Annotated in this window: 22 protein-coding genes and 1 pseudogene; 11 read left to right on the top strand and 12 right to left on the bottom strand. The window is 72.1% G+C overall.

Features of this window, described 5'->3' with window-relative positions; genetic code table 11:
- Positions 1-178: 178 nt before the first annotated feature.
- Genes ACFY0T_RS10295 through ACFY0T_RS10275 form a run of 5 tightly spaced genes read right to left on the bottom strand, consistent with a single transcriptional unit; the run spans position 179 to position 5628 of the window.
- Positions 179-976: a type III pantothenate kinase gene (locus ACFY0T_RS10295; RefSeq protein ID WP_189188525.1), complete on the bottom strand. Its 798-nt coding sequence runs from the start codon at positions 974-976 to the stop codon at positions 179-181.
- Between the two features lie 8 nt (positions 977-984).
- A complete protein-coding gene (nadC, locus tag ACFY0T_RS10290; protein WP_388866901.1) occupies positions 985-1962 on the bottom strand; it encodes a carboxylating nicotinate-nucleotide diphosphorylase in 978 nt (325 codons plus the stop codon).
- 5 nt (positions 1963-1967) lie between these two features.
- Entirely contained in the window at positions 1968-3722 is a 1755-nt protein-coding gene (locus tag ACFY0T_RS10285) for an L-aspartate oxidase (RefSeq protein ID WP_388866898.1), read from the bottom strand.
- The gene (gene panC / locus ACFY0T_RS10280; RefSeq protein ID WP_388866896.1) at positions 3719-4711 is read right to left on the bottom strand and encodes a pantoate--beta-alanine ligase; all 993 of its coding nucleotides are present in this window, start codon (positions 4709-4711) and stop codon (positions 3719-3721) included. The genes ACFY0T_RS10285 and panC overlap by 4 nt, the downstream gene beginning before the upstream one ends.
- Complete coding sequence (locus tag ACFY0T_RS10275; protein ID WP_388866892.1) at positions 4708-5628, bottom strand: Rossmann-like and DUF2520 domain-containing protein; 921 nt, start codon at positions 5626-5628, stop codon at positions 4708-4710. Before ACFY0T_RS10275 ends, panC begins: the two co-directional genes overlap by 4 nt.
- 170 nt (positions 5629-5798) lie before the next feature.
- Here ACFY0T_RS10275 and ACFY0T_RS10270 point away from each other — a divergent pair, with 170 nt between their 5' ends.
- Positions 5799-6992, top strand: coding sequence for a threonine aldolase family protein (locus ACFY0T_RS10270; RefSeq protein WP_388866889.1), 1194 nt, complete (start codon positions 5799-5801; stop codon positions 6990-6992).
- Here ACFY0T_RS10270 and ACFY0T_RS10265 read toward each other — a convergent pair.
- A pseudogene (locus ACFY0T_RS10265) lies at positions 6982-7194 on the bottom strand (hypothetical protein). The gene ACFY0T_RS10270 and the pseudogene ACFY0T_RS10265 sit on opposite strands and share 11 nt — an antisense overlap.
- A gap of 179 nt (positions 7195-7373) precedes the next feature.
- On the opposite strand from ACFY0T_RS10265, the gene ACFY0T_RS10260 reads away from it, so the two are divergent.
- Positions 7374-8480: a DUF5937 family protein gene (locus ACFY0T_RS10260; RefSeq protein WP_388866886.1), complete on the top strand. Its 1107-nt coding sequence runs from the start codon at positions 7374-7376 to the stop codon at positions 8478-8480.
- A 43-nt stretch (positions 8481-8523) separates the two neighbouring features.
- Here ACFY0T_RS10260 and ACFY0T_RS10255 read toward each other — a convergent pair whose 3' ends face one another.
- The 3 genes from ACFY0T_RS10255 to ACFY0T_RS10245 all read right to left on the bottom strand — a co-directional run bounded on the left by ACFY0T_RS10255 (position 8524) and on the right by ACFY0T_RS10245 (position 11206).
- Complete coding sequence (locus tag ACFY0T_RS10255) at positions 8524-9156, bottom strand: AAA family ATPase (RefSeq protein ID WP_388866883.1); 633 nt, start codon at positions 9154-9156, stop codon at positions 8524-8526.
- Positions 9157-9215: 59 nt separating this feature from the next.
- Positions 9216-9887: a response regulator gene (locus ACFY0T_RS10250; RefSeq protein WP_388866880.1), complete on the bottom strand. Its 672-nt coding sequence runs from the start codon at positions 9885-9887 to the stop codon at positions 9216-9218.
- Positions 9888-10000: 113 nt separating this feature from the next.
- Positions 10001-11206 carry a sensor histidine kinase gene (locus tag ACFY0T_RS10245; RefSeq protein WP_388866877.1) on the bottom strand — a complete coding sequence of 402 codons (1206 nt, stop codon included), beginning with the start codon at positions 11204-11206 and terminating at the stop codon, positions 10001-10003.
- Between the two features lie 118 nt (positions 11207-11324).
- On the opposite strand from ACFY0T_RS10245, the gene ACFY0T_RS10240 reads away from it, so the two are divergent.
- A complete protein-coding gene (locus ACFY0T_RS10240; RefSeq protein ID WP_388866874.1) occupies positions 11325-12416 on the top strand; it encodes an SAM-dependent methyltransferase in 1092 nt (363 codons plus the stop codon).
- Here the strand turns inward: ACFY0T_RS10240 and ACFY0T_RS10235 are convergent.
- A complete protein-coding gene (locus tag ACFY0T_RS10235; protein WP_388866871.1) occupies positions 12381-13532 on the bottom strand; it encodes an NADH-quinone oxidoreductase subunit D in 1152 nt (383 codons plus the stop codon). The two genes, ACFY0T_RS10240 and ACFY0T_RS10235, sit on opposite strands and share 36 nt — an antisense overlap.
- A 31-nt stretch (positions 13533-13563) precedes the next feature.
- On the opposite strand from ACFY0T_RS10235, the gene ACFY0T_RS10230 reads away from it, so the two are divergent.
- Positions 13564-14058 carry a PH domain-containing protein gene (locus tag ACFY0T_RS10230; RefSeq protein ID WP_388866868.1) on the top strand — a complete coding sequence of 165 codons (495 nt, stop codon included), beginning with the start codon at positions 13564-13566 and terminating at the stop codon, positions 14056-14058.
- Positions 14055-15389, top strand: a complete 1335-nt coding sequence (locus ACFY0T_RS10225; protein ID WP_388866865.1) for a PH domain-containing protein — start codon at positions 14055-14057, stop codon at positions 15387-15389. Before ACFY0T_RS10230 ends, ACFY0T_RS10225 begins: the two co-directional genes overlap by 4 nt.
- Positions 15390-15559: 170 nt before the next feature.
- Here the strand turns inward: ACFY0T_RS10225 and ACFY0T_RS10220 are convergent, their stop codons facing one another.
- Positions 15560-16909, bottom strand: a complete 1350-nt coding sequence (locus tag ACFY0T_RS10220) for a hypothetical protein (protein WP_388866862.1) — start codon at positions 16907-16909, stop codon at positions 15560-15562.
- Positions 16910-17067: 158 nt separating this feature from the next.
- The gene (locus ACFY0T_RS10215) at positions 17068-18189 is read right to left on the bottom strand and encodes an alpha/beta hydrolase (RefSeq protein WP_388866860.1); all 1122 of its coding nucleotides are present in this window, start codon (positions 18187-18189) and stop codon (positions 17068-17070) included.
- Positions 18190-18414: 225 nt separating this feature from the next.
- On the opposite strand from ACFY0T_RS10215, the gene ACFY0T_RS10210 reads away from it, so the two are divergent.
- The 6 genes from ACFY0T_RS10210 (at position 18415) to ACFY0T_RS10185 (ending at position 23639) form a co-directional block, all read left to right on the top strand.
- A complete protein-coding gene (locus ACFY0T_RS10210; RefSeq protein ID WP_388866857.1) occupies positions 18415-20220 on the top strand; it encodes a phosphatidylglycerol lysyltransferase domain-containing protein in 1806 nt (601 codons plus the stop codon).
- 202 nt (positions 20221-20422) lie between these two features.
- Positions 20423-21316, top strand: coding sequence for a dihydropteroate synthase (gene folP / locus ACFY0T_RS10205; RefSeq protein ID WP_388866854.1), 894 nt, complete (start codon positions 20423-20425; stop codon positions 21314-21316).
- Positions 21313-21807 (top strand): nuclear transport factor 2 family protein, encoded by a 495-nt coding sequence (locus tag ACFY0T_RS10200; protein ID WP_388866851.1) that lies wholly within the window; start codon positions 21313-21315, stop codon positions 21805-21807. The genes folP and ACFY0T_RS10200 overlap by 4 nt, the downstream gene beginning before the upstream one ends.
- Before the next feature lie 248 nt (positions 21808-22055).
- Positions 22056-22415, top strand: a complete 360-nt coding sequence (gene folB / locus ACFY0T_RS10195; RefSeq protein WP_388866848.1) for a dihydroneopterin aldolase — start codon at positions 22056-22058, stop codon at positions 22413-22415.
- Positions 22412-23023 carry a 2-amino-4-hydroxy-6-hydroxymethyldihydropteridine diphosphokinase gene (gene folK, locus ACFY0T_RS10190; RefSeq protein WP_388866845.1) on the top strand — a complete coding sequence of 204 codons (612 nt, stop codon included), beginning with the start codon at positions 22412-22414 and terminating at the stop codon, positions 23021-23023. The genes folB and folK overlap by 4 nt, the downstream gene beginning before the upstream one ends.
- Before the next feature lie 130 nt (positions 23024-23153).
- On the top strand, positions 23154-23639 hold the full coding sequence (locus ACFY0T_RS10185; protein ID WP_388866842.1) for a DUF3180 domain-containing protein: 486 nt from the start codon (positions 23154-23156) through the stop codon (positions 23637-23639).
- The last annotated feature ends 79 nt before the right edge of the window (positions 23640-23718 follow it).

Below are 23718 nucleotides of genomic sequence, written 5' to 3'. Positions count from 1 at the left end.
CCCTGCCCGTCCCGTGCCTGGGGGCTCCGCCCCACAGCCCCCCGTATCGCGCTGACGCGCTCGTCCTCAAACGCCGGACGGGCTGAAATCTCAGCCCCCTCCGGCATTTGAGGAGCGGGGGTTTGGGGGCGGAGCCCCCCAGGGACGGGAATGGGCAGGGGACGGCGGGGACGAAAACCTACGTACGGGACACGTTGCGCTCGTACACCAACCGCAGACCGATCAGTGTCAGCCACGGCTCGTGTTCGTCGATGACCGAGGCCTCGCCGAGGACCATCGGGGCCAAGCCACCCGTGGCGATGACGGTGACGTCATCAGGATCGTCGGCGAGTTCGCGGGCCATGCGGTTGACGACCCCGTCGACCTGCCCGGCGAATCCGTACACGATGCCGGCCTGCATGGCCTCGACGGTGTTCTTGCCGATCACCGCACGCGGCCGGGCCAGCTCGATCTTGCGCAGCTGGGCGCCGCGGACACCGAGGGCCTCGACCGAGATCTCGATGCCGGGTGCGATGACACCGCCCGCGTACTCACCACGCGCCGACACCGCGTCGAACGTGGTCGCCGTACCGAAGTCGACGACGATGGCCGGCCCCCCGTAGAGCTCGACGGCGGCCACCGCGTTGATGATGCGGTCGGCGCCGACCTCCTTGGGGTTGTCCATCAGGATCGGTACGCCGGTCTTGATGCCGGGTTCGACCAGGACGGCGGGGACGTCGCCGTAGTAGCGGCGCGTCACCTCGCGCAGCTCGTGCAGCACGGACGGGACCGTGGAGCAGATGGCGATGCCGTCGATGCCGTCGCCGAGTTCCTCGCCGAGCAGCGGGTGCATGCCCATGAGGCCCTGGAGGAGCACGGCGAGCTCGTCGGCGGTGCGGCGGGCGTCCGTGGAGATGCGCCAGTGCTCGACGATCTCCTCCCCGTCGAACAGGCCCAGGACGGTGTGCGTGTTGCCTACGTCGATGGTCAGCAGCATGATCCGGGTTACTCCGCCGCTCGCAGGTCGAGGCCGATGTCCAGGATCGGGGAGGAGTGGGTCAGCGCACCCACCGCCAGGTAGTCGACGCCGGTCTCGGCGTACGCCCGGGCGTTGTCCAGGGTGAGCCGCCCCGAGGCCTCCAGGAGGGCCCGGCCCTCGACGATGGCCACCGCCTCCTCGCACTCGACAGGCGTGAAGTTGTCCAGAAGGATCAGGTCGGCGCCCGCGTCCACGACCTCGCGCAGCTGGTGCAGTGTGTCGACCTCGACCTCGATCGGGACCTCCGGGAAGGTCTCCCGTACGGCCTTGAAGGCCTGTGCGACGCCACCCGCGGCGATCACGTGGTTGTCCTTCACCAGAGCCGCGTCCGAGAGGGACATGCGGTGGTTGACGCCGCCGCCGCAGCGCACCGCGAACTTCTCCAGGGAGCGCAGGCCCGGCGTCGTCTTGCGGGTGTCGCGCACACGGGCCTTTGTGCCCTCCAGGGTGTCCGCCCACGCGCGCGTGGCGGTCGCGATGCCGGACAGGCGGCACAGGAGGTTGAGCGCGCTGCGCTCGGCGATCAGGAGGTCACGCGTGCGCGTGGTGACCGACAGGAGCTTCTGGCCCGCCTCGACGCGGTCGCCGTCGTCCACGTGCCGCTCGACCTCGAACTCGTCGGTGCAGACCACGGAGATGACCGCCTCGGCCACCCGCAGGCCCGCGACGACGCCCGCGTCCCGGGCGGTGAAGTCGGCCGTGGAGACGGCCTCCTCGGGGATGGTCGCGACGGTCGTCACGTCCACGCCGTGGTCGAGGTCCTCCTGGATGGCCACGTTGGCGATGTCCTCGACCTCGAGGGGGTCGAGACAGGCGTCGGCGAGGAGCTGGGCGAGCGCGGGGTCGAGGCCGCACTCCATGTACGCCTCGTCCATGTCGGCGCCGCAGCCGCAGCCGTCGCCGCAGCCGCCGCTCTGGGCGAGGGGAAGGTCGGGGGTGCTCACTGCTGTCACTGCTCCTGGGGACGGGGCTGAGGCGCCGGCTGGGGCTGCACGGTCGGGGGGAAGTCTGCTGTGTCGGTGGTGTGTACGGCGAGCGTCCGGTCGGGATTCAGCCGTACGACGATGTGGCGGCGCCAGTCGGTGTCGTCCCGGTCGGCGCGGTCCTCGCGCCAGTGGCAGCCGCGGGTCTCCTCGCGCAGGCGGGCGGCGGCGACCAGGACCCGGGCCACGCACAGGAGGTTGGTGGCCTCCCAGGTGTCGACGCCGGGCTCGGCGGTCTTGCCGTTCTCGTCGAGGGCGTCGCGCGCGTCGGTGTGCAGCTGCTGGAGCTGGTCGGCGGCGGTCGCGAGGGACTCGGCGGAGCGCAGCACACCGGCGCCCTCGGTCATGATCCGCTGGATCGCGAACCGGGCCTCCGGGGCGAGCAGCGGGTGTGCGGGCTTCTCGGGGTCCGGGACCGGTGCGGGCACGCGCGCGTGGAGGCCGTTCTCCGCCTGGCTCTCCGCGATGTCGGCCGCGATGCGCTCGGCGTAGACGAGGCCTTCCAGGAGGGAGTTCGAGGCGAGCCGGTTGGCGCCGTGGACGCCGGTGCAGGCGACCTCGCCGCACGCGTACAGACCCGGCACCGTGGTGCGGCCCCGGGCGTCCGTGCGGACGCCTCCGGAGGCGTAGTGGGCGGCCGGGGCGACCGGGACGGGCTCGGTCACCGGGTCGATGCCGTTGGCGCGGCAGGCGGCCAGGATCGTCGGGAAGCGGTGCTCCCACATGGCGGCGCCGAAGTGCCGGGCGTCGAGGAACATGTGCTCGGCGTCCTGCTCCTGCATGCGGCGCATGATGCCCTTGGCGACGATGTCCCGGGGCGCCAGCTCCGCGAGTTCGTGCTGCCCGACCATGAAGCGCACGCCGGCCGCGTCGACCAGGTGGGCGCCTTCGCCGCGTACCGCCTCGGAGACCAGTGGCTGCTGGCCCTCCGCGTCCGGGCCGAGGAAGAGCACCGTCGGGTGGAACTGCACGAACTCCAGGTCGCTGATCTCGGCGCCCGCGCGCAGGGCGAGCGCCACACCGTCGCCCGTGGAGACCGACGGGTTGGTGGTCGCCGAGAAGACCTGGCCCATGCCGCCGGTCGCGAGGACCACGGCGGGGGCGTGCACGGCTCCCACGCCGTCGTGCTGGCCCTCTCCCATGACGTGCAGGGTGACGCCCGCGGTACGGCCGCGGGCGTCCGTGAGCAGGTCCAGGACGAGTGCGTTCTCGACCATACGCACGCCACGCGCGCGTGCCGCCTCGACGAGCGCCCGGGAGATCTCCGCGCCGGTCGCGTCACCGCCCGCGTGCGCGATGCGACGGCGGTGGTGGCCGCCCTCGCGGGTGAGTTCGATCCCGCCCTCGTCGTCGGTGTCGAAGTGGGCACCGGTCGAGATCAGGCGGCGTACGGCGTCGGGGCCCTCGGTGACGAGGATGCGTACGGCTTCCTCGTCGCACAGGCCCGCGCCCGCCACCAGGGTGTCGTCGAGGTGCTGCTCGGGGGTGTCGCCCTCGCCGAGGGCGGCGGCGATGCCGCCCTGCGCCCAGCGCGTGGAGCCGTCGTCGAGGCGGGCCTTGGTGACCACGACGGTCTTCAGGCCCGCGGCCTCGCAGCGCAGCGCCGCGGTCAGGCCCGCGACCCCGGAGCCGACGACCACCACGTCCGCGGTGAGGGCCCAGCCGGGGGCGGGCGCGTGCAGTCGTATGCCAGTACCTGTACCTGTGCCATTGCCGGTCACGAGGCGGCTCCGAAGGTGAGGGGGATGTTGTCGATCAGCCGGGTCGTCCCGACCCGGGCGGCGACGGCGAGGACCGCCTCGCCGGTGAAGTCGTCCGCGACCTCCGTGAAGTCGGACGGGTCGACCAGGGCCAGGTAGTCCAGGACCAGCGGCGGCTGCAGACGGGCCGCCTCGTCGAGGACGAGCCGGGCGGCCGCGCGGACGCCCGCGGGACCGCCGGGGACGGCCTTGGCGACGGCGTGCGCGTCGGCCGCCGCGCGGGATTCGCCTATGGCGCTGAGGGCCTCGGCACGCGCGCGCGTGGCGGGCACTTCGCGGGCACGCGCGCGCAGGGCCTCCTGCGCGGCGTGCCGGTCGCGGCCCGCGAACAGTGCCCGCGAGAGGGCGAGCGCGGTGCGCCGCTCGGCCGGCGACAGGTAGCGGTTGCGGCTGGAGAGGGCGAGCCCGTCCTCCTCGCGCACGGTGGGCACGCCGACGATCTCCACGCCGAAGTTCAGATCGCGCACCATGCGCCGGATCAGGGCGAGCTGCTGGGCGTCCTTCTGCCCGTACAGCGCCACGTCGGGCCGGGTGAGGTGCAGCAGCTTGGCGACGACGGTGAGCATGCCGTCGAAGTGGCCGGGGCGCATGGCGCCCTCCAGGCGCTCGCCCATGGGGCCCGCATCGACACGGACCTGGGGCTCGCCGCCGGGGTAGACCTCGTCCACGGAGGGGGCGAACACGACGTCCGCGCCGGCCTGTTCGGCGATCTTGACGTCGGCGTCGAGGGTGCGGGGGTAGCGGTCGAGGTCCTCGCCCTTGCCGAACTGGAGCGGGTTCACGAAGACGGTGACGACCACTTCGCCCTGGTCCCCGGCGATCTCGCGGGCGGTACGGATCAGTGTGGCGTGGCCCTCGTGGAGGGCGCCCATGGTCATCACGACGGCTCGGCGGCCCGCACGCGCGCGTGCGTGCAGTTCGTCGGCAGTGCGCAGCAGGGCGGTGGTCATCCGGCATCTCCCTCGGTGCCGTTGGCGAGTACCCCAAGGAGGTCCTCGGCGAGTTCCGGCTTGAGCAGTCCATGGGCGAGCGCGCGGTCGGCGGTCGCGCGGGCCATCGCGAGATAGCCGGCGACGGTCTGCGGGGCGTGCCTGCGCAGCTCGGCGACGTGCGCGGCGACCGTGCCCGCGTCCCCGCGCGCGACGGGCCCGGTGAGGGCTCCGTCGCCCGACCTGAGGGCGTTGTCCAGGGCGGCGCCCAGCAGCGGGCCCAGCATCCGGTCGGGGGCCTCCACGCCCGCGAGGCGCAGCAGCTCCATGGACTCGGCGACCAGGGTCACCAGGTGGTTGGCGCCGAGCGCGAGGGCCGCGTGGTACAGCGGCCGGGACTCCTCGGCGATCCACTCGGGCTCGCCGCCCATCTCGATCACCAGGGCCTCGGCGGCCAGCCGCAGCTCCTCGGGCGCGGTGACCCCGAAGGAGCAGCCGGCCAGGCGCTGTACGTCCACAGGGGTGCCGGTGAACGTCATCGCCGGGTGCAGCGCGAGCGGCAGCGCGCCCGCCCTGAGCGCCGGGTCGAGCACGCGCGCGCCGTACCGCCCGGAGGTGTGCACGAGCAGCTGTCCGGGCCGCACGGCCCCCGTCTCGGCGAGTCCCTCGACGAGCCCGGGCAGGGCGTCGTCCGGGACGGTCAGCAGCACCAGCTCAGCGCGCTCCAGGACCTGCTCCGGGGACACCAGCGGCACGTCGGGCAGCAGCTGCGCGGCGCGCCGCTTGGAGGCGTCGGAGACCCCGGAGACGGCCACCGGGCGGTGCCCTGCCAGTTGGAGGGATGCGGCGAGCGCGGGCCCGACACGGCCGGCGCCGACGACGCCGACGGTGAGCCGCGCGGGGCGGTCCTTGGGGTCTGGCTGTGGGAATGTACTCACTCGACGGCGGCCTTCCGTTCCAGTCCGCTCGGGGTACCGGACGATTTCTCGTCATGTTAACGCGATTGGTTCGAGGCCCGTTCCGTTGTCCACAGGCTGTGGATTTCCGCACGTTACCGGGAGCGCACATCAGGGTGACCCGGCGGGGCGGCTCGCGGCATCATCCGGGGATGAGCGATACGGCGGAACACGGCGAAGAGCGGAACGCAGCGGATTCCGCGGAGCAGCGGCGGGAGCGGCGGACAGCCGCCTACCGCGGAGCCCAGCGCATCCTGGCACGCCCCGGGCACCGGGCCACGCTCCGCGAGCGGCTCGCGGTCCTGGACGAGGCGGCGGACCTGTACGACCTGGACGAACCCGTGGACGTCTACGGGAACCGCATCGTCGAGGTCCTGGAGGAGCGGGTCGCCGGACTGCTCGGCAAGGAGGCCGCCGCGTTCTTCCCCACCGGCACGATGGCCCAGCAGATCGCGCTGCGCTGCTGGGCGGGCCGCACCGGCGACACGACCGTCGCCCTGCACGGACTGAGCCACCCCGAACTGCACGAGCGCAACGCCTTCAGCACGGTCAGCGGGCTGCGCCCGGTCCGTGTGACGAGCGAGCCCCGGCTGCCGACCGCCGACGAGATCCGCGGCTTCGAGGAGCCCTTCGGGGCGCTGATGCTCGAACTGCCCCTCAGGGACGCCGGTTTCGTCCTGCCCTCCTGGGAGGAGCTCTCCGAGGTCGTGGAGGCCGCTCGGGAACGCGACGCGGTGGTCCACTTCGACGGGGCACGCCTGTGGGAGTGCACACCGCACTTCGGCCGCCCCCTGGACGAGATAGCCGGCCTCGCGGACAGCGTCTACGTGTCGTTCTACAAGTCGCTCGACGGCTACAGCGGCGCGGCACTCGCCGGCCCGAAGACGCTCGTCGACGAGGCGAAGACCTGGCGCCATCGGTACGGGGGCATGGTCGCCCACCAGTTCCCGGCGGTGCTGTCGGCGCTCGCCGGGCTGGAGCAGAAGCTGCCCCGGCTTCCGGAGTACGTGGCCCACGCGCGCGTGGTCGCCGCCGCGCTGCGCGAGGGGTTCGCCGCGGCCGGACTGCCCTGGGCGCGCGTCCACCCCGAGGAGCCGCACACCCACGAGTTCCAGGTCTGGCTGCCCTACGACCCCCAGGTGCTGGAGGACGCCGCGGTGCGGCAGGCCGAGGAGACCAAGACCTACCTGTTCTCCGGCTTCTGGGAGCGCGGCGGGCCGGGCCTGGCGTTCACCGAGGTCTCCGTACGGGCCGAGGGGCTGGAGTGGACCGCCGACGACGTCAGGGCGGCCCTACGGGACTTCGTGGAGCGGCTGCCAGGCGGAGTCGGCGACGTCAGCAGCTAGGACGGGGCCGCCCGTGCAGCCACCGGCCCAGGGCCTCCCGTATCCGCCATGGGCCGGGCGCCCCGCCATCACCGCCCGGAACCGCCGGTAGTCACGCAGTGCGCGCGACCTGCCAGTCGTGGCTGCCGGGTGCCGGAGGGGCGGGCTCGCCGTGCCGCGAAGCCCGGTAGGCGTCGAGGAGGTACTGCTGGGTGATGCTCATGGCGGATCGCCTCTCGGGACGAGGGATGGGATCCGGTAGGCCCGCGCCCCATCCATCGGCCGCTTCATTCCGCGGGCCGGTCATCCCAGGTTGCGCCTGTTCACCGCGCCTGTCGCCCCGATTGACGGCCGCCGTCAATCGGGGCGGCGCTGTCAGTGGTGGAGTGCACCATGGGGGACATGAGCGTGCACATCGACATCCACGGGCTGCGACGGGAGAAGATCGCCGTCGTGCCGTCGCCGCTGGCCGAGCTCGGGATGGCACTGCACGCCCTGGCCGAGCCGGGGCACCACCCCGGGCTGCAGGGCTGGGCGACCGCGGTGACCGCGCGGCTCGACCCGCATCTCGCGGACCGGATGTGCGAGGCGGACTTCCTGTGGCGTACGACGTTCTCGGACCTGTTCCTGCCCTGCGCGGGCATCCCGGGCGGCAGCACGCTGCCGGGCGCGACGCTCGCCGAGGACCTGGACCTGCTGGACAAGCTCACGGACGAGCAGTTCGTGGACGCGGCCCTGGAGTTCACGTGCGCGCCGGCGTACGACTCACCGGGTCCGTACGCGCTCGCCGACCCGGAGGTGCGCCGCCGCGCCGTGGATCTGGCCGCCTCGCGCGGGCCTCAGCAGACGCGGTTCACCGAGCGGCTGCTGGAGGATCCGCCGAGCGTGCGGGCCTGGCTGAGGCAGTTCCTGGAGGACTGCGACGAGGCCTTCTTCGCCGAGTCCTGGTCCCGCTTGCGCCACCAGCTCGCCGCGGAGGCCCGCCACACGACGGACCTGCTCCGGCACAAGGGCCTGACCGAGGCGCTGACCTCGGTCTCCCCCGCGGTGTCGCTGGACGAGGCGGCGGGGCGGCTCACCGTCGACAAGCTGACCGAGGGCCACACGGTCACGGCGGACGGCGGCCTCCTCCTCGTCCCCACCAGCCTCGGGTGGCCCCATCTCATGGTGCTGCACCGGTACGGCTGGCAGCCCGTGCTGCACTTCCCCATCGGCTCCCCCGAGTTCGCCGCTCCGCCCTCGGTCGAGCAGCTGACCCTGCGAATGACCGCGCTGTCCCACCCGGTCCGGATGCGGATCTGCCGCCATCTGGCCCGCAGCGCGTACACCACGGGTGAGCTGGCGCAGGTGCACGGGATGACGGCTCCCGAGATATCCCGGCATCTGAGTGTGCTGAAGAAGGCGGGGCTCATCACGACGAGGCGCCGCGGGCGGTACGTGCTGCATCAGCTGGACGTCACCGTGGTGGCCCGGCTGGGGAGCGACTTCCTGGAGGGGATCCTGCGCTGAGTCCGCGCCGGATCGGACTCAGCCGAAGCCGGATCGGGCTCACTCAGTCGAAGCGGATGTGCCGCGCGCTCGTCCACGCCCTGCGCAGCCGCCCCCGCAGCACCCCGTCCCTGTTCGGCGTGAGCGTCAGCCCTGTCAGTACGGCGATCCGGTCCGCGGTCTTGGCGACCGTCGTGTGGTCGGTCCACAGATGCTCGGCGAACTCCGGCTCGCGCAGCCGCTCCAGGCAGTGGTCGAGTTGCTGCACGGCCCAACTCTCGCGCCGCAGCGGGGCGTCCTTGCCGGCGACGTACTGGAGGAGGTGCCCGAAGCCGCGCTCACGCAGCCGCTTCAGTACGGTCTCGCGCTCGGCGAGGAGCGCGAAGTGCCGTACGTCGTGGCCCAGTTCGCCCAGCCGCCCGACGGTCTCCTCGAAGTAGCGGGGGTTCGTGACCGTCATGGGGGCGATGACCACGCCGTCGTGCTTGCTGAGGGCCAGGTCCAGCACCTCGACCACGCCCTGCCGCCAGGACGCCAAGTCCTGAAAGTCTCCGCGCAGTTCGGGCGGCAGCATGCGGCGCAGGCCGAAGCCGGCGTGTTCCGGGTCGCAGACGACGCTGCCGGGCAGCCGTCGCTGGATCTCGTGTGCGGTCTGTGTCTTGCCGCCCCCGAAGGGGCCGTTGATCCACAGGAGCATGCGCAGACACTAGTGGGCGCCGGTCACACCCCGGTCACGCCCCCGGCGTCCTCGACCCCTCAGCCGTGCCCGCCCGCCCGGACCAGCCCGGTCTCGTACGCGAGCACGACCACCTGCACCCGGTCCCGCAGCCCCAGCTTGGTCAGGATGCGCCCGACGTGTGTCTTCACAGTCGCCTCGGACAGGACGAGGCGTGCCGCGATCTCCCCGTTCGACAGGCCCTGCGCGACCAGCACCATGACCTCGCGCTCGCGGTCGGTGAGCCGCTCCAGCTCCTTGTGCTGAGGCTCCTTGCCGGCGTGGGGCAGCATCGGCGCGAAACGGTCCAGCAGGCGCCGGGTGGTGGAGGGCGCGACCACGGCGTCACCGCTGTGCACGGAGCGGATGGCGGCGAGCAGCTCGCCGGGCGGCACGTCCTTGAGCATGAAGCCGGAGGCGCCCGCCTTCAGCCCGGAGAAGGCGTACTCGTCGAGGTCGAAGGTGGTGAGGATCAGCACCTTCGGCGGGTTGGGCTCGGAGCAGATGCGGCGGGTGGTCTCCACGCCGTCCAGCTTCGGCATGCGGACGTCCATCAGCACCACGTCGACCGCGGTGGCGCGCAGTACCTGGAGGGCCTCGACGCCGTCGCCCGCCTCGGCCACGACCTCCATGTCCGGCTGGGCGGCGAGCACCATCCGGAAGCCGGTGCGCAGCAGCACCTGGTCGTCGACGAGCATGACTCGGATCGCCATCGGGGTCCTCTTCCCTCTCTGTCAAAAGCCAGAAGTCAAATCTGCCAAAGCCAGAAGTTAAAACTCGAAAGTCAAAAAGCTCTGAAAGTGATCAAAAGGTGTCGTGACAGGTGTCAGTGGGCGGGCTTGAGCGGGAGCAGGGCACTGATGCGGAAGCCTCCACCGGGCCGCGGCCCCGCGTCCAGGGTGCCGCCGACCATACCGACGCGCTCCCGCATACCGATCAGGCCGTGGCCCTGGCCGTCGGCGCCCCCCTCCTCGTACAGCTCGTGGGGTGCCCCCTTGCCGTCGTCCTCGACCAGCAGGCCCAGGCCGTCGTCGAAGTAGACCAGGCGCACGCTCGCGCCCGCGTTCGGCCCTCCATGCTTGCGCGTGTTGGTGAGCGCCTCCTGCACGATGCGATACGCCGTGAGTTCTACGCCGCTGGGGAGGGGGCGCGGGGTGCCCTCCACCTTGAAGTCGACGGGGAGGCCCGCGGTGCGGCACTGCTCGATGAGGTCGTCGAGCTGCTCGACGTCGGGCTGCGGCACGTACTCGCCGCTTTCCTGGTGCTCCCCGGTGCGCAGCACGCCGAGCAGGCGGCGCATCTCGGCGAGGGCCTGGCGGCCCGTTCCGGAGATGGTCTCCAGGGCCTTCTTGGCCTGGTCCGGGGCGGTGTCCATGACGTACGCGGCGCCGTCGGCCTGGACGACCATCACCGAGACGTTGTGCGCGACCACGTCGTGCAGCTCGCGGGCGATCCGGGCGCGCTCGGCGGCCACCGCGACCTTGGCCTGCGCCTCGCGCTCCTTCTCCAGCCGGGCGGCGCGCTCCTCGAGCTGCGCGAAGTAGGCGCGGCGGGTGCGCAGGGAGTCGCCGAGCACCCAGGCGAGGGCGAAGGGCACTGTCTGGAAGATCGCGATCGCGACATGGCCGAGGGCGCTCGTGCCCCCCTGCGGCCAGCGCAGCTGCGCCACGGTCGCCGCGCACAGGCCGACGGACAGCGCGAGCCGGGAGGCCCACCGCGCGCCGTTCGCGGCGACCGTGTAGACGATCACCAGCATGGCGAAGTCGGCGACCATCGTCTCGACGTCCAAGGCCACCTGGACGGCCCCGATCGCGACGGTCAGCAGGAGCATCTTCTCCGGCATACGGCGGCGCAGTGCGACGACGACGGACAGGACGGCGGAGATCGCGAACGCCTCGCCGAACGATCCATGGCGGTCCGAAGCCCCGTTGACGCTCGCGGCACTCACGCCGGCGAGCCCGAGCAGGACAACGGCCCAGGCGCTGTCGACCCACGTCGGATGCCTGCGGAGGAAGTCATAGAGGCGTTGCACGTAACCCAGAGTAGGGAAGCGTGCTGTGTGCAGGGGTCAACCGGAGGGTCGATCCGGGACCGGCGCGCGTACTCCCCAAGGTGGAGACCCTCCTGTCCGTGACGCTTAGCCTGACCCCGTGAGACGTGAGGCGACGGGCGAGTGGCGGGGTTGGCGCGAGGCGACGGATGAGGCGCTGTACGGGCCCTCCGGCTTCTACCGCAGGCCCGAGGGGCCCGCGGGCCACTTCCGCACCTCGGTGCACGCGTCGCCGCTCTTCGCGCAGGCCGTGGCCCGGCTGCTCTGCCGCGTCGACAGGGCGCTGGGCCGCCCTGCCCCGCTCGCCTTCGTCGACATGGCGGCGGGCCGGGGCGAGCTGGTGGCCGGCGTCCTCGCCGCGCTCCCCGCGGACGTGACCTCCCGCGCGCGCGGGTACGCGGTCGAACGCGCCGACCGCCCCGCCAACCTCGATCACCGGATCGAGTGGCTCGCCGAGCCCCCGAAGGGGATCACCGGGCTGCTGTTCGCCAACGAATGGCTGGACAACGTGCCGGTGGACGTGGCGGAGGTGGACGCGGACGGGGTGGCACGGCTGGTTCTCGTACGAGCGCGGGACGGCGCCGAACGCCTCGGAGAGCCGGTCACGGGAGCGGACGCGGAGTGGCTGAGGAAGTGGTGGTCGCTGTCCTCCGAAGGAGCCCGGGCCGAAATCGGCCGCCCCAGGGACACCGCCTGGGCCTCCGCCGTGGCCACCCTCGACCGGGGCCTCGCCGTCGCCGTCGACTACGCGCACGTCGCCGCCGCCCGGCCGCCCTTCGGGACGCTCACCGGCTTCCGGGAGGGGCGGGAGACGGTGCCGGTGCCGGACGGGTCGTGCGACATCACCGCGCATGTGGCGCTCGACGCGTGCGCGCTGCCCGAGGGGCGCGTGCTGACCCAGCGCGCCGCGCTGCGCGCACTCGGCGTGAGCGGCGCTCGCCCCCCGCTCACGCTCGCGTCGACGGACCCCACCGCCTACGTACGCGCCCTCGCGAGCGCGGGCGCGGCGGCGGAGCTCACCGCCCCCGGCGGCCTCGGCGACTTCGGCTGGCTGCTCCAGCCGGTTGGAATTCCAAACGCTGTGGTGGGCGACCCGTTCGCCGGCGACGCACCTGTCGGCGACGCACCTGTCGGCCCTGTCGGCCCTGTCGGCGACCTACTTGTCGATGTCGCCGACCACGAAGAACAGTGACCCCAAAATCGCCACCATGTCCGCGACCAGCGTGCCCGGCAGCAGTTCGGTCAGCGCCTGGATGTTGTTGTACGAGGCCGAGCGCAGCTTCAGCCGGTACGGGGTCTTCTCGCCCTTGCTGACCAGGTAGTAGCCGTTGATGCCGAGGGGGTTCTCGGTCCAGGCGTACGTGTGGCCCTCGGGCGCCTTCAGGACCTTGGGAAGGCGCTGGTTGATCGGCCCCGGCGGCAGCTCCGCGAGCCGGTCGAGGCAGGCGTCGGCGAGGTCGAGCGAATTGTGGACCTGCTCCAGGAGGCACTCGAAGCGGGCCAGACAGTCGCCCTCCTGGCGGGTGGCCACCTTCAGGACGTCCTGGAGCTCCCCGTAGGCGAGGTACGGCTCGTCGCGGCGCAGGTCGAAGTCCACACCCGAGGCGCGCGCGATCGGCCCGCTCACGCCGTACGCGTGCACGGTCTCCGGCGCGAGGACGCCCACGCCCCGCGTACGCCCCCGGAAGATCTCGTTGCCGAGCACCAGGTCGTCGTACACACCCATCCGCGAGCGCAGGGCCGCGACGGAGGCACGCGCGCGTGAAGTCCATCCGGCAGGAAGGTCCTCCTTGAGGCCGCCGACCCGGTTGAACATGTAGTGCATGCGCCCGCCGGAGATCTCCTCCATGACGTGCTGGAGTTCCTCGCGCTCCGTGAAGGCGTAGAAGATCGGGGTGATCCCGCCCAGCTCCAGGGGGTAGGAGCCCAGGAACATCAGGTGGTTCAGGACGCGGTTGAGCTCCGCGAGCAGCGTGCGCATCCACACCGCGCGCTCCGGGACCTCCATGCCGAGCATCCGCTCCACGGCGAGGACCACACCCAGCTCGTTCGAGAACGCGGACAGCCAGTCGTGGCGGTTGGCGAGCATGACGATCTGGCGGTAGTCGCGCGCCTCGAAGAGCTTCTCCGCGCCGCGGTGCATATAGCCGATGACCGGCTCCGCGTGCTGGATCCGCTCGCCGTCGAGCACGAGCCGCAGCCGCAGCACGCCGTGCGTGGACGGGTGCTGGGGCCCGATGTTGAGCACCATGTCGGTGCTCTCCGCGGCGCCGCCGATACCGACCATGGTCTCCGTCGTAGGAGTCATGGGGACAGTGTCTCGTACGTACGCTTGCCCCATGGAGACGGGGACCATGGAAAACGCCGACGCGGGGCCGGTCTGGACCGGACTGCCCCCCGGGCTGCTGCGGATGCGACGGCTGTTGCTGGTGGTGTGGCTGGGGCTGTTCACGCTCGCCGTGGGGCTGCTGCTCGGACTGCTCGCCGGACCCGTCTGGGCCACCTTCGCCCTGTTGCCACTCGCCCTGATGGCCTGGGGCTGGCGCATGCTGGGGCGCAACTGGCACTCCTGGCGGTACGCCGAGCGCGCGGACGACCTGCTGATCAGCCGGGGTGTGCTGTGGCGCGAGGAGACCGTGGTGCCGTACGGGCGGATGCAGCTGGTCGAGGTGACCTCCGGGCCCGTCGAGCGGCACTTCGGGCTCGCGAGCGTGCAGCTGCACACGGCGGCGGCCGCGACCGACGCGTGCATCCCGGGCCTGGACCCGGCCGAGGCCGAGCGGCTGCGGGACCGGCTGACCGAGCTGGGCGAGGCACGATCGGCTGGGCTGTGACCACGCCGCCGCCGCACACGGAGGACGCCGTACGGGAGGAGAAGCCGCTCATCGAGCACCGGCTGCACCCCGTGACACCGTTCCGGCGCGCCTGGGCACCGGTCGCGGTGATCGCCGGATGGGCCGCGCACGACCCCAACCAGGCGCAGGAGCAGCTGACCAGGCTCACCACGACCGCGTTGCTGATCGGGCTCGCCGTGTTCGTCCCGGGTGCCGCTCTCTACGGCTTTCTCAGCTGGTGGTTCACGCACTTCGCGGTGACCGACACCGAACTGCGCATACGTACCGGCCTGTTGTTCCGGCGCACCGCCCACATCCGGCTCGACCGGCTTCAGGCCGTCGACGTCACCCAGCCGCTGCTGGCCCGCGTCGCGGGCGTCGCCAAGCTCAAACTCGACGTCATCGGGACGGACAAGAAGGACGAACTGGCGTACTTGGGTGAGGGAGAGGCCCGCGCGCTGCGCGCCGAACTCCTCGCCCGCGCGGCCGGTTTCGCGCCGGAGACGGCGCACGAGGTCGGCGAGGCGCCGGTACGGCAGCTGCTGCACATCTCACCCGGCGTCCTCGCCGTCTCCCTCGTCCTCACGGGCGCCACCTGGGGCTCGCTGGCCGCCGCGCTCGTCGTACCGCCCGTGCTGTGGCTCGTCACCCACAGCGTGTGGACGGTCCTCGCCACCGGCGTGCCGCTGCTCGGCGCGGCGGGCGCGAGCAGTGTGGGGCGGTTCGTCGGCGAGTACGACTGGACGGTGGGCGAATCGCCGGACGGGCTCCGCATCGACCACGGGCTCCTCGACCGTACGCACGAGACGGTGCCGCCGGGGCGCGTGCAGACCGTACGGATCGTGGAGCCGCTGCTGTGGCGGCGGCGCGGGTGGGTGCGCGTCGAGCTGGACGTGGCCGGGTCGTCGAACTCCGTGCTCGTGCCCGTCGCTCCGCGCGAGCTCGCCGAGGCGGTGATCGCGCAGGTGCTCCCGGGGGTGCGGGTGCCGTCGGCCTTGTCCCGGCCGCCGCGGCGGGCCGGCTGGTGTGTGCCGTTCTGGTGGCGGGGGTACGGGCTCGCCGTCACCGACACCGTCTTCGCGGCGCGCCATGGGCTGGTGCGCCGCAGCCTCTCGCTCGTGCCGCACGCGAAGGTGCAGAGTGTGCGGCTGACGCAGGGGCCGTGGGAACGCCTCAAGGGGGTTGCCGACGTGCATGTCGACACGGGGGCCGACAAGACGGTGACGGCGCGGCTGCGGGGGGCCTCCGAGGCTGCGGAGCTTCTTCAGGCGCAGGCCGATCGCTCCCGTACGGGGCGGCGGGAGGCTCGGCCTGATCGGTGGATGGCGTAACGCCTGCTTCCCGGTTGCCCGTGGGTGGGGGCTGGGGTCGGGGTGGGTGCGCAGCCCGGCGCTTACGGGGTGCCGCTGTGCCCACCCGTGCCGCCCCTAGCGGCACGCATGCCCACGGCTACGACGATGGGGGCGTGGGCTGTCGCACCTCGCGGGACGCGTGCCCGCGGTTACGAAGCTGCGCTTCGTAGGTCCGTCACGTTGATCTGTTCCGTCTCGTCGTGTGCGGTCAGGTCGATGACCTGGCCGACACCGCGCGACCCCTCGTCCATGGGCTTGAACCCGGCCTCGGACTCGGCCTTGTGCAGGGCGAGGGCCTCCTGGCCGACCACGTCCGCGAGGTCCTCGTTCTGTACGGCCTCCAGTGCGGCCGCGGACGACTCCTTCTGCGTACCGAAGAAGTCGAACCCGCCCTCGACCGAGGCGCGCCGCACGGGCGCGGTCGGTACGACGGCCACCGCGGTCGGCACGGTGAAGTGCCCGGAGGGCGTGGCGGGCTTCGAGAACTGGGACGGCACGGAGGGCTGGGAGGTCTCGGACGGCTTCGCCCCGGCGGCCGCGCGCTCATGCCCGCCGACCGCCTTGGGCTTCCCCTGCGCCTCGCCCTCCTCCGCGACGGCATCCGAGGATGGCCTCGCCTCCACGGAACCGCCCTTCGGAGGCTCGCCGTTCACAGACCCGCCTTTCGCGGGCTCGCCCTTCACCACGGCGGACTTCGCCGACTCGGTCGACGCCGAGGCCTCCGCGACCGCCGCCTCCGGAGCGCCGCTCGCGATCCGGTTCAACGCCGCGTTGGCCCGCAGGAAGAGCGATGACCCGGCCGGTGAGAAGACCTCGGGCGACGGCGGAGCGTCCGTCGCCACGGAGGACTTGGAGGACTCGGCGGACTCGGCGGAGTCGGATGCCGCAGAGGCTTCGGGAGTCGGCGACGCGCTCGCGGCAGTGGCACCCTCGGGCGGCTCGGACACCTGCGGCACCTCGGGCGTCTGCGGAGAAGCCACCGCTTCGGGAGTCTCCGGTTCCGCCGGCGCCGTCCGCGCGGCGGGCAGCGCCCGGGCCGGGGCCGACGCCTCTATCGCGAGCTGCCGGCGCCCCTCCAGGGCGGTCGCCCGCTCCGTCTCCGCCGTGGCGTACCGGCGCAGCAGCGCCGCGTGTTCGTTGCGCAAGCCCGCCAACTCCGCACGCTTCGCGCGCAGCTTGTGCTCCAGCTTGGTGCGCAGCTCGCGCGACTCGTCGAGGTCGGTCTCCAGCTCGGCGACGCGCTCCTCGTGACGCCACTCGTCGCTCGCACGCGCGCGCGTGAGGTCCGCGACGCGTTTGCCCGCCGCCGTGTCCCAGCGGCGCATGACGACCGCGCCGACGACCGCCGTCACCGCGGCACCCGCGGCCAGCCCACGGAGTACGAACGGCTCCGTGAACAGCCAGGGCCCCACGGCGCAGACGAGCGAGACGCCTGCGATCGCCGAAGGAGGCAGCAGCCTGTGCAAGGGCGGGGAATGGCGGTGACGTCCACGTGGCATGGCCAGAAACTTACCGCGCGTAGGCGAATCGTGGTGCCCGGCCCGGTAAAAACACAGCCACCCCGAAGCCTTCACGCCACCCCAGGCGTACACAAGGGCCACCGCCCGGCTCCAGGGGGCCCGGCTCGGCTCTACTCGCCCCTCGTCGCCGCTATGTGTCAGCGGTCGCTCAGCCGCCCGCTGATCCACTGCAGCGTCGCCGGGATCTCCCGTCGCCACGTGTTGAAGTTGTGGCCGCCGCTGTCGAGGACGATCGACGAGATCCGGGTGAGCCGCTTGGACTTCACCAGGTCGATGAAGTTCAGCGTGGACTTGTAGTTGGCCTCGCCCACCTTGCTGCTGCTGACGAGCAGTGAGGTGTCCGGCGCGGGCTTGTTCTTCAGGTACCAGTGCAGGTCGGCACTGTTCTGCAGCGCCTTGTCGCCGTGGAAGAGGTCGCCCGTCGTGGGGTCGATCGGTGCCTTGTAGTACGGCGACAGGCCCGCACCGGCGGCGTACACCTCGGGGTGGTGGATGGCGAGCTTCAGCGCGCAGTAGCCGCCCGTGGAGTCGCCGATGATGCCCCAGCTGCCGGGTTTCTTGCCCACCCTGTAGTGGGCCGATACGGCGTCGGGGAGGTCCTTGGCGAAGAACGACTCGGTCTGCGGGCCGCCCGGGATGTCCACGCACTCGGTGTCCCGCGGGGGCGCGACGGTCGGCCGCAGCATGACCAGGATCATCGGCTGCATCTTGCCGTCCTTGGCCATCTCATGGGCCGTCTGCGGATAGTGCAGCCCCTTGATGAGGGCCTCGGCGGTGCCCGGGTAGCCGGTCAGGACGGTGGCGGCCGGGAAGGTGCGGGTGCGGTAGCGCGACTGGAAGTACTCCGGGGGCAGATAGACGTACGCCGGAGTGGCGATGTGCGTCGTACGCCCGACGATGTCGACCTTCTGGATCTGCCCGCCGATCTGCGGCCGGGCACCGCCCGACACCTTCACCTGCTGGGTGCCGACCACTTGGAGGGGGCCGCCGCCCGAGCCGTTGTGGTCGACGACCACGCCCTCGCCGTTCTCCTGGCCGAAGAGGTCCGCCCAGCTGGCGTAGAACCCGAAGGCCTGGTTGGCGGACAGCCCGATCGAGGCGAAGATCGCCACTTGGGTGGCTAGCAACAGGCCGACCCGTCCGCTGACGGCCCGCCAATTGCGCCGTGCCAGCCGTGGCCACCACCACACCGTGCCGACGAACAGCAGCACGGCGAGTAAGACCGCCAGCACCAGCACCTTGTTGCTCGTGAGACCCATGAGCTGTTCCTGCCTGCGCTTTCCGTCCCGACCTGCGCAGCTCCTTCGCGTGCGCTTGCCCCGGACTTTCCTTGCCTTTTGAAACGGCTTTCCGGAAGGGAGTGAACCTGTCTCCCCAAGACACCGTCCTAGAGGGCGCAATGTCGCCGGATGCCGGAATTGGCACCGGATTCAAGGTCTCTCGCAGAACCACGGGATGCGATGTCTGTCAGGATAGATGGGGAATTGTCGGGCGAGGTTCCGAGCCGAACTGGCCGGTCGCGGCGCATACTCCGCGGTCCGCGCCCGGAGGCCGTCCCCGCCCTGGTCGCCAGGGCCTGCACGCTCGTAGGACTCCTGGACATCGCCGCCGGTGTCTTCCCGCGCTTCCGGCGCAGCCGAATGCACGCGATCGCCGAGGTACTGCCCGGCTCGTTCGGCCCGTTCGCCGCCGCACTGTCGCTCAGTGCCGGCGTGCTTCTGCTGCTGCTGGCTCACGGGCTGCGCCGTCGCAAGCGCCGGGCGTGGCGGGCCGCCGTCGTGCTGCTGCCGGCCGGTGCCGTCGCGCAGTTCGCGTACCGCCACTCGATCATCGGTGCCGTCATCTCCCTGGCGCTGCTCGCGCCGCTGCTGCGCCACCGCAGTGAGTTCGCGGCCCTGCCCGATCCGCGCAGCCGGTGGCGCGCGCTCGCCAACTTCGTGCTGATGGGCGCCGGTTCCCTCGTCCTCGGACTCGTCATCGTCAGCGTCCACGAGAACCGCATGGTCGGCGACCCGAGCCTGGCCGACCGCATCACCCACGTCCTGTACGGCCTGTTCGGCTTCGAAGGCCCCGTGGACTACACCGGGCCCACGTCCTGGACGGTCGCCTTCTCCCTCGGCGCACTCGGCTGGCTGACCGCCGTCACAACGATCTACCTGGCCTTCCGCCCCGAACACCCCGCCGCACGCCTCACGGAGGACGACGAGACCCGGCTGCGGGCCCTCCTGGAGAAGCACGGCGGCCGCGACTCGCTCGGCCACTTCGCGCTCCGCCGCGACAAGGCCGTCGTCTTCTCGCCCAGCGGCAAGGCGGCGGTGACGTACCGCGTCGTGTCGGGCGTGATGCTCGCCAGCGGCGACCCGATCGGCGACGTCGAGGCCTGGCCCGGCGCGATCGAGCGCTTCATGGACGAGGCCAAGGCGCACTCCTGGACGCCCGCTGTCATGGGCTGTTCCGAGACGGGCGGCGAGGTGTGGACCCGCGAGACCGGCCTGGACGCCCTCGAACTGGGTGACGAGGCGGTGGTGGACGTCGCGGATTTCTCCCTGGCCGGGCGCGCGATGCGAAATGTGCGCCAGATGGTGAAGCGCATCGAAAGGGCTGGTTACGAGACACGGGTACGGCGCATCCGTGACCTCGGCGACGGGGAACTGGAGCGCATCCGGCGCGCCGCCGAGGACTGGCGCGGCACGGACACCGAGCGCGGCTTCTCCATGGCACTCGGCCGCATCGGCGACCCCGCCGACGGGGACTGCCTCATCGCCACCGCCCACAAGGCGGACGCCACGCCCGGCCCGTACGGCGACCTGAAGGCCGTCCTGCACTTCGTTCCGTGGGGTACGGACGGCGTGTCGCTCGATCTCATGCGGCGCGACCGGTCGGCCGACCCCGGCATGAACGAACTCCTCATCGTGGCGGCGCTCCAGGCGTCCCCGCGCCTCGGCATCAAGCGGGTCTCGCTCAACTTCGCGATGTTCCGCTCGGCGCTCGCCCGCGGCGAGAAGATCGGCGCGGGGCCCGTGCTGCGCGCCTGGCGGGGCCTGCTGGTCTTCCTCTCCCGCTGGTTCCAGATCGAGTCCCTGTACAAGTTCAACGCCAAGTTCCGCCCGCGCTGGGAGCCCCGCTTCGTCGTCTACCGCTCCTCCCGCGACCTCCCGCGCATCGGCTTCGCCGCGATGCAGGCGGAGGGCTTCGTCAACCTCGCCCTCCCGCGCGTGCTGCGCCGCCGGACGCCCGCTCCGCGCCCTTGCGCGCACGCGGTGGCGGAACGCGGGGTCAGGGCGGCGTAGGCCCCACGGACAGGCCTGAGGGAGGGCCCGACCCGCCCAGCCCAGGGCCCTCGCTCAGGCCGCAGTTGGTCTTTCGACGGACCTTGTGGGCGAGGCGAGTCGAGTGGGCGGGCGGGATACAGGCCGCGAAGCGGCCGAAAGACCCGAGCCTGAGGCAACCCGCGGGCGATTCGGCCCCCGGCCGGAGGCCTAGGCTGGACGTATGAGCAATGAGCGCGGGCGCGGCCAAGTCGCGGGACTGCCGACGTGGGACCGCTGCGCGGTCATGGGAGTCGTCAACGTAACCCCTGATTCCTTCTCCGACGGCGGCCGCTGGTTCGACACCACGGCCGCGGTCAAGCACGGCCTCTGCCTGGTCGGCGAGGGCGCCGACCTCGTGGACGTCGGCGGCGAGTCCACCCGCCCCGGCGCCACCCGCGTCGACGAGGAGGAAGAACTCAAGCGCGTCATCCCCGTGGTCCGCGGCCTCGCCTCCGAGGGCGTCAGCGTCTCCGTGGACACCATGCGGGCCAGCGTCGCCGAGCAGTCCCTCGCCGCGGGCGCCGCCCTCGTCAACGACGTCAGCGGCGGCCTCGCCGACCCCGCGATGATCCCCGCCGTCGCGGCGGCCGGCGCCCCCTTCGTGGTGATGCACTGGCGCGGCTTCCTGCAGGGCGGCAACGTGAAGGGGGCGTACGAGGACGTCGTCTCCGAAGTCGTCGACGAGCTCCACGCGCGCGTGGAAGCCGTTCTGGCGGGCGGCATCGCCCCCGACCGCATCGTCGTCGACCCGGGCCTCGGCTTCTCCAAGGACCCCGAGCACGACCTGGCGCTCCTCGCCCACCTCGACCGCCTGCGCGAGCTCGGCCACCCCCTGCTCGTCGCCGCGTCCCGCAAGCGGTTCCTGGGCAGCGTCCTGGCCGGCCCGGAGGGCGCCCCGCCGCCCGCGCGCGAGCGGGACGCCGCCACCGCCGCCGTCTCCGCGCTCGCCGCCCACCAGGGCGCCTGGGCCGTCCGCGTCCACGAGGTACGGGCCACTGCGGACGCCGTACGGGTCGCCCGGGCCGTGGAGGAGGCCCGCAGCGCCGGACCGCGGCCCGCAGAGGGAGCCCAGTGAGCACCCCCCGTACCGACGTCGAGCAGGTCGAACGCGCCAACACCGCCTTCTACGAGGCGATGGAGCGGGGCGACTTCGAATTGCTGTCCTCGCTCTGGCTGGCCCCGCTGGACACCGCCGACGACGACATCGAGGGCGAGGGCGCGGTGATCTCCTGCGTCCACCCTGGCTGGCCCGTCCTCAACGGCCGCGGCGAGGTACTGCGCTCGTACGCGCTGATCATGGCGAACACCGAGTACATCCAGTTCTTCCTCACCGACGTGCACGTCTCCGTGGCCGGCGACACGGCGCTGGTCACCTGCACCGAGAACATCCTCAGCGGCGGCCCCGCCCCCGACGACAGTGACGAGCTCGGCCCGCTCGTCGGCCAGCTGGTCGTCGCCACGAATGTGTTCCGCCGCACCGCCGACGGCTGGAAGCTCTGGTCGCACCACGCCTCCCCCGTACTCGCCGAATCCGGCGAGGAGGAGGACGACGACACCTCCGGTTGAGTGGGTAGGCGACTCGCAGGAACCAAGAAGTGGTTGGAATCACGAACCTCGGGGTAGGGGCGGCTACCAACCCGTGAGCCGCCGTGTTCCCCAGGGGAAACACCGGGTGAAGCCTGATGACCTTCGCCCGGGCGCACGCCCCTGTGGGCGAGCGCTGTCAGTGCCCGCAGGTAGATTCGTTTGAGGCCGGTGTGCCGACCGCACTCGGTTCAGGACGGCCGCAACCGACGATTGCAGGAGTGATTCGCGTGGATCGTGTCGCGCTGCGCGGCCTCAAGGCCCGCGGGCACCACGGTGTCTTCCAGAAGGAACGCGAGGAGGGCCAGACCTTCATCGTGGACCTGACGCTGGGCCTGGACACCCGACCGGCCGCGGCCGACGACGACCTGGCGAAGACCGTGCACTACGGCATCGTGGCGGAGGAGGTCGTCGCCATCGTCGAGGGCGAGCCCGTCGACCTCATCGAGACGCTCGCCGAGCGCATCGCCCAGGCGTGCCTCAAGCACGACAGGGTCCAGGAGGTCGAGGTCTGCGTCCACAAACCGGACGCGCCGATCACGGTCCCCTTCGACGACGTGACCGTCACCATCACCCGGAGCCGAGTATGACCGCCTTCTACACCGAGGGTCAGAGCGACCCGACCGTACAGCCGGTGCCCGCCTCCGTGGTGGAGCAGGTGGACGCCGCCGACACGACCCTGCAGAACCCGAAACGCGCGGTGATCTCCCTCGGCTCGAACCTGGGCAACCGCCTGGAGACGATCCAGGGCGCCATCGACGCCCTGGAGGACACCCCCGGCGTCCGCGTCAAGGCGGTCTCCCCCGTCTACGAGACGGAGCCCTGGGGCGTCGAACCGGGCAGCCAGCCGTCGTACTTCAACGCGGTCGTGGTCCTCAGGACCACCCTCCCCCCCTCCTCCCTCCTGGAGCGGGCGCACGCGGTCGAGGAGGCCTTCCACCGCGTACGGGACGAGCGCTGGGGCCCACGCACGATCGACGTCGACATCGTGGCGTACGCCGATGTCGTCTCCGACGACCCGGTCCTGACCCTCCCTCACCCGCGGGCCCATGAACGGGCCTTCGTCCTCGCCCCCTGGCACGACGTGGAACCCGAGGCCCAGCTCCCCGGCCGCGGCCCCGTCGCCCAGCTCCTCGCGGCAGTCACCCGAGAGGGTGTCGCGCCCCGCGCCGACCTGGAACTCCGGCTGCCCGAGTAGTCGTTAAGGTCAAGACGACCACCAGGCCGCGGATGACCAAAGGGGCAAAGTGCTGCATCTTCCCGGGGGACAACCCCCGGCCCCCTGGCCGCAAGGCCCCGCCGGCACACGCAACCGCGAGGGGAACTGAGTGAAACAGCTGCGCATCAGGACGCTGACCACCGTGTTCATCGTGGCCGGTGTGCTGTCCTGGGCGGGCGCCCGCCTGTGGAACGCGGTGGGCACGCTCCCCCGGGTGCCCCTCGCCGCCCCCATCGTCCTCGCTCTGATCGCCGTCGTCCTGCTCGCGACGGCGCTCTCGCTGCGCGCCCGCCTCAAGGCCCAGCGCGAGCGCCGCCCCGGCGCCAAGGGCGTCGACCCCCTGATGGCGGCCCGCGCGGTCGTCTTCGGCCAGGCGAGCGCCTTGGTCGCCGCGCTGGTGGCCGGCATGTACGGCGGCACGGGCGCGTTCCTGCTGGAATCCCTCGACGTCCCCGCCCGACGCGACCAGGCCATCTACGCCGGCCTCTCCGTGGTCGCCGGCATCGGCGTCATAGCGGCCGCCTTCTTCCTGGAGCGCGTCTGCAAACTCCCGGAGGACGAGGACACGAACGGCGGGACGGCTCCGGTGGCGTAGTCAGGAGTCACCAGGGCAGGCGGGCGAGGTGGCCGTTGCCCAGGAAGCCGGGGTGGGGGTCCAGGCCGTAGCCGTAGAG

Source organism: Streptomyces sp. NPDC001530, assembly GCF_042894545.1.
Classification (GTDB): Bacteria; Actinomycetota; Actinomycetes; order Streptomycetales; family Streptomycetaceae; genus Streptomyces.
The sequence above is the reverse complement of the archived record's forward strand: the minus strand, read 5'-3'. Positions and strand labels throughout refer to the sequence as shown.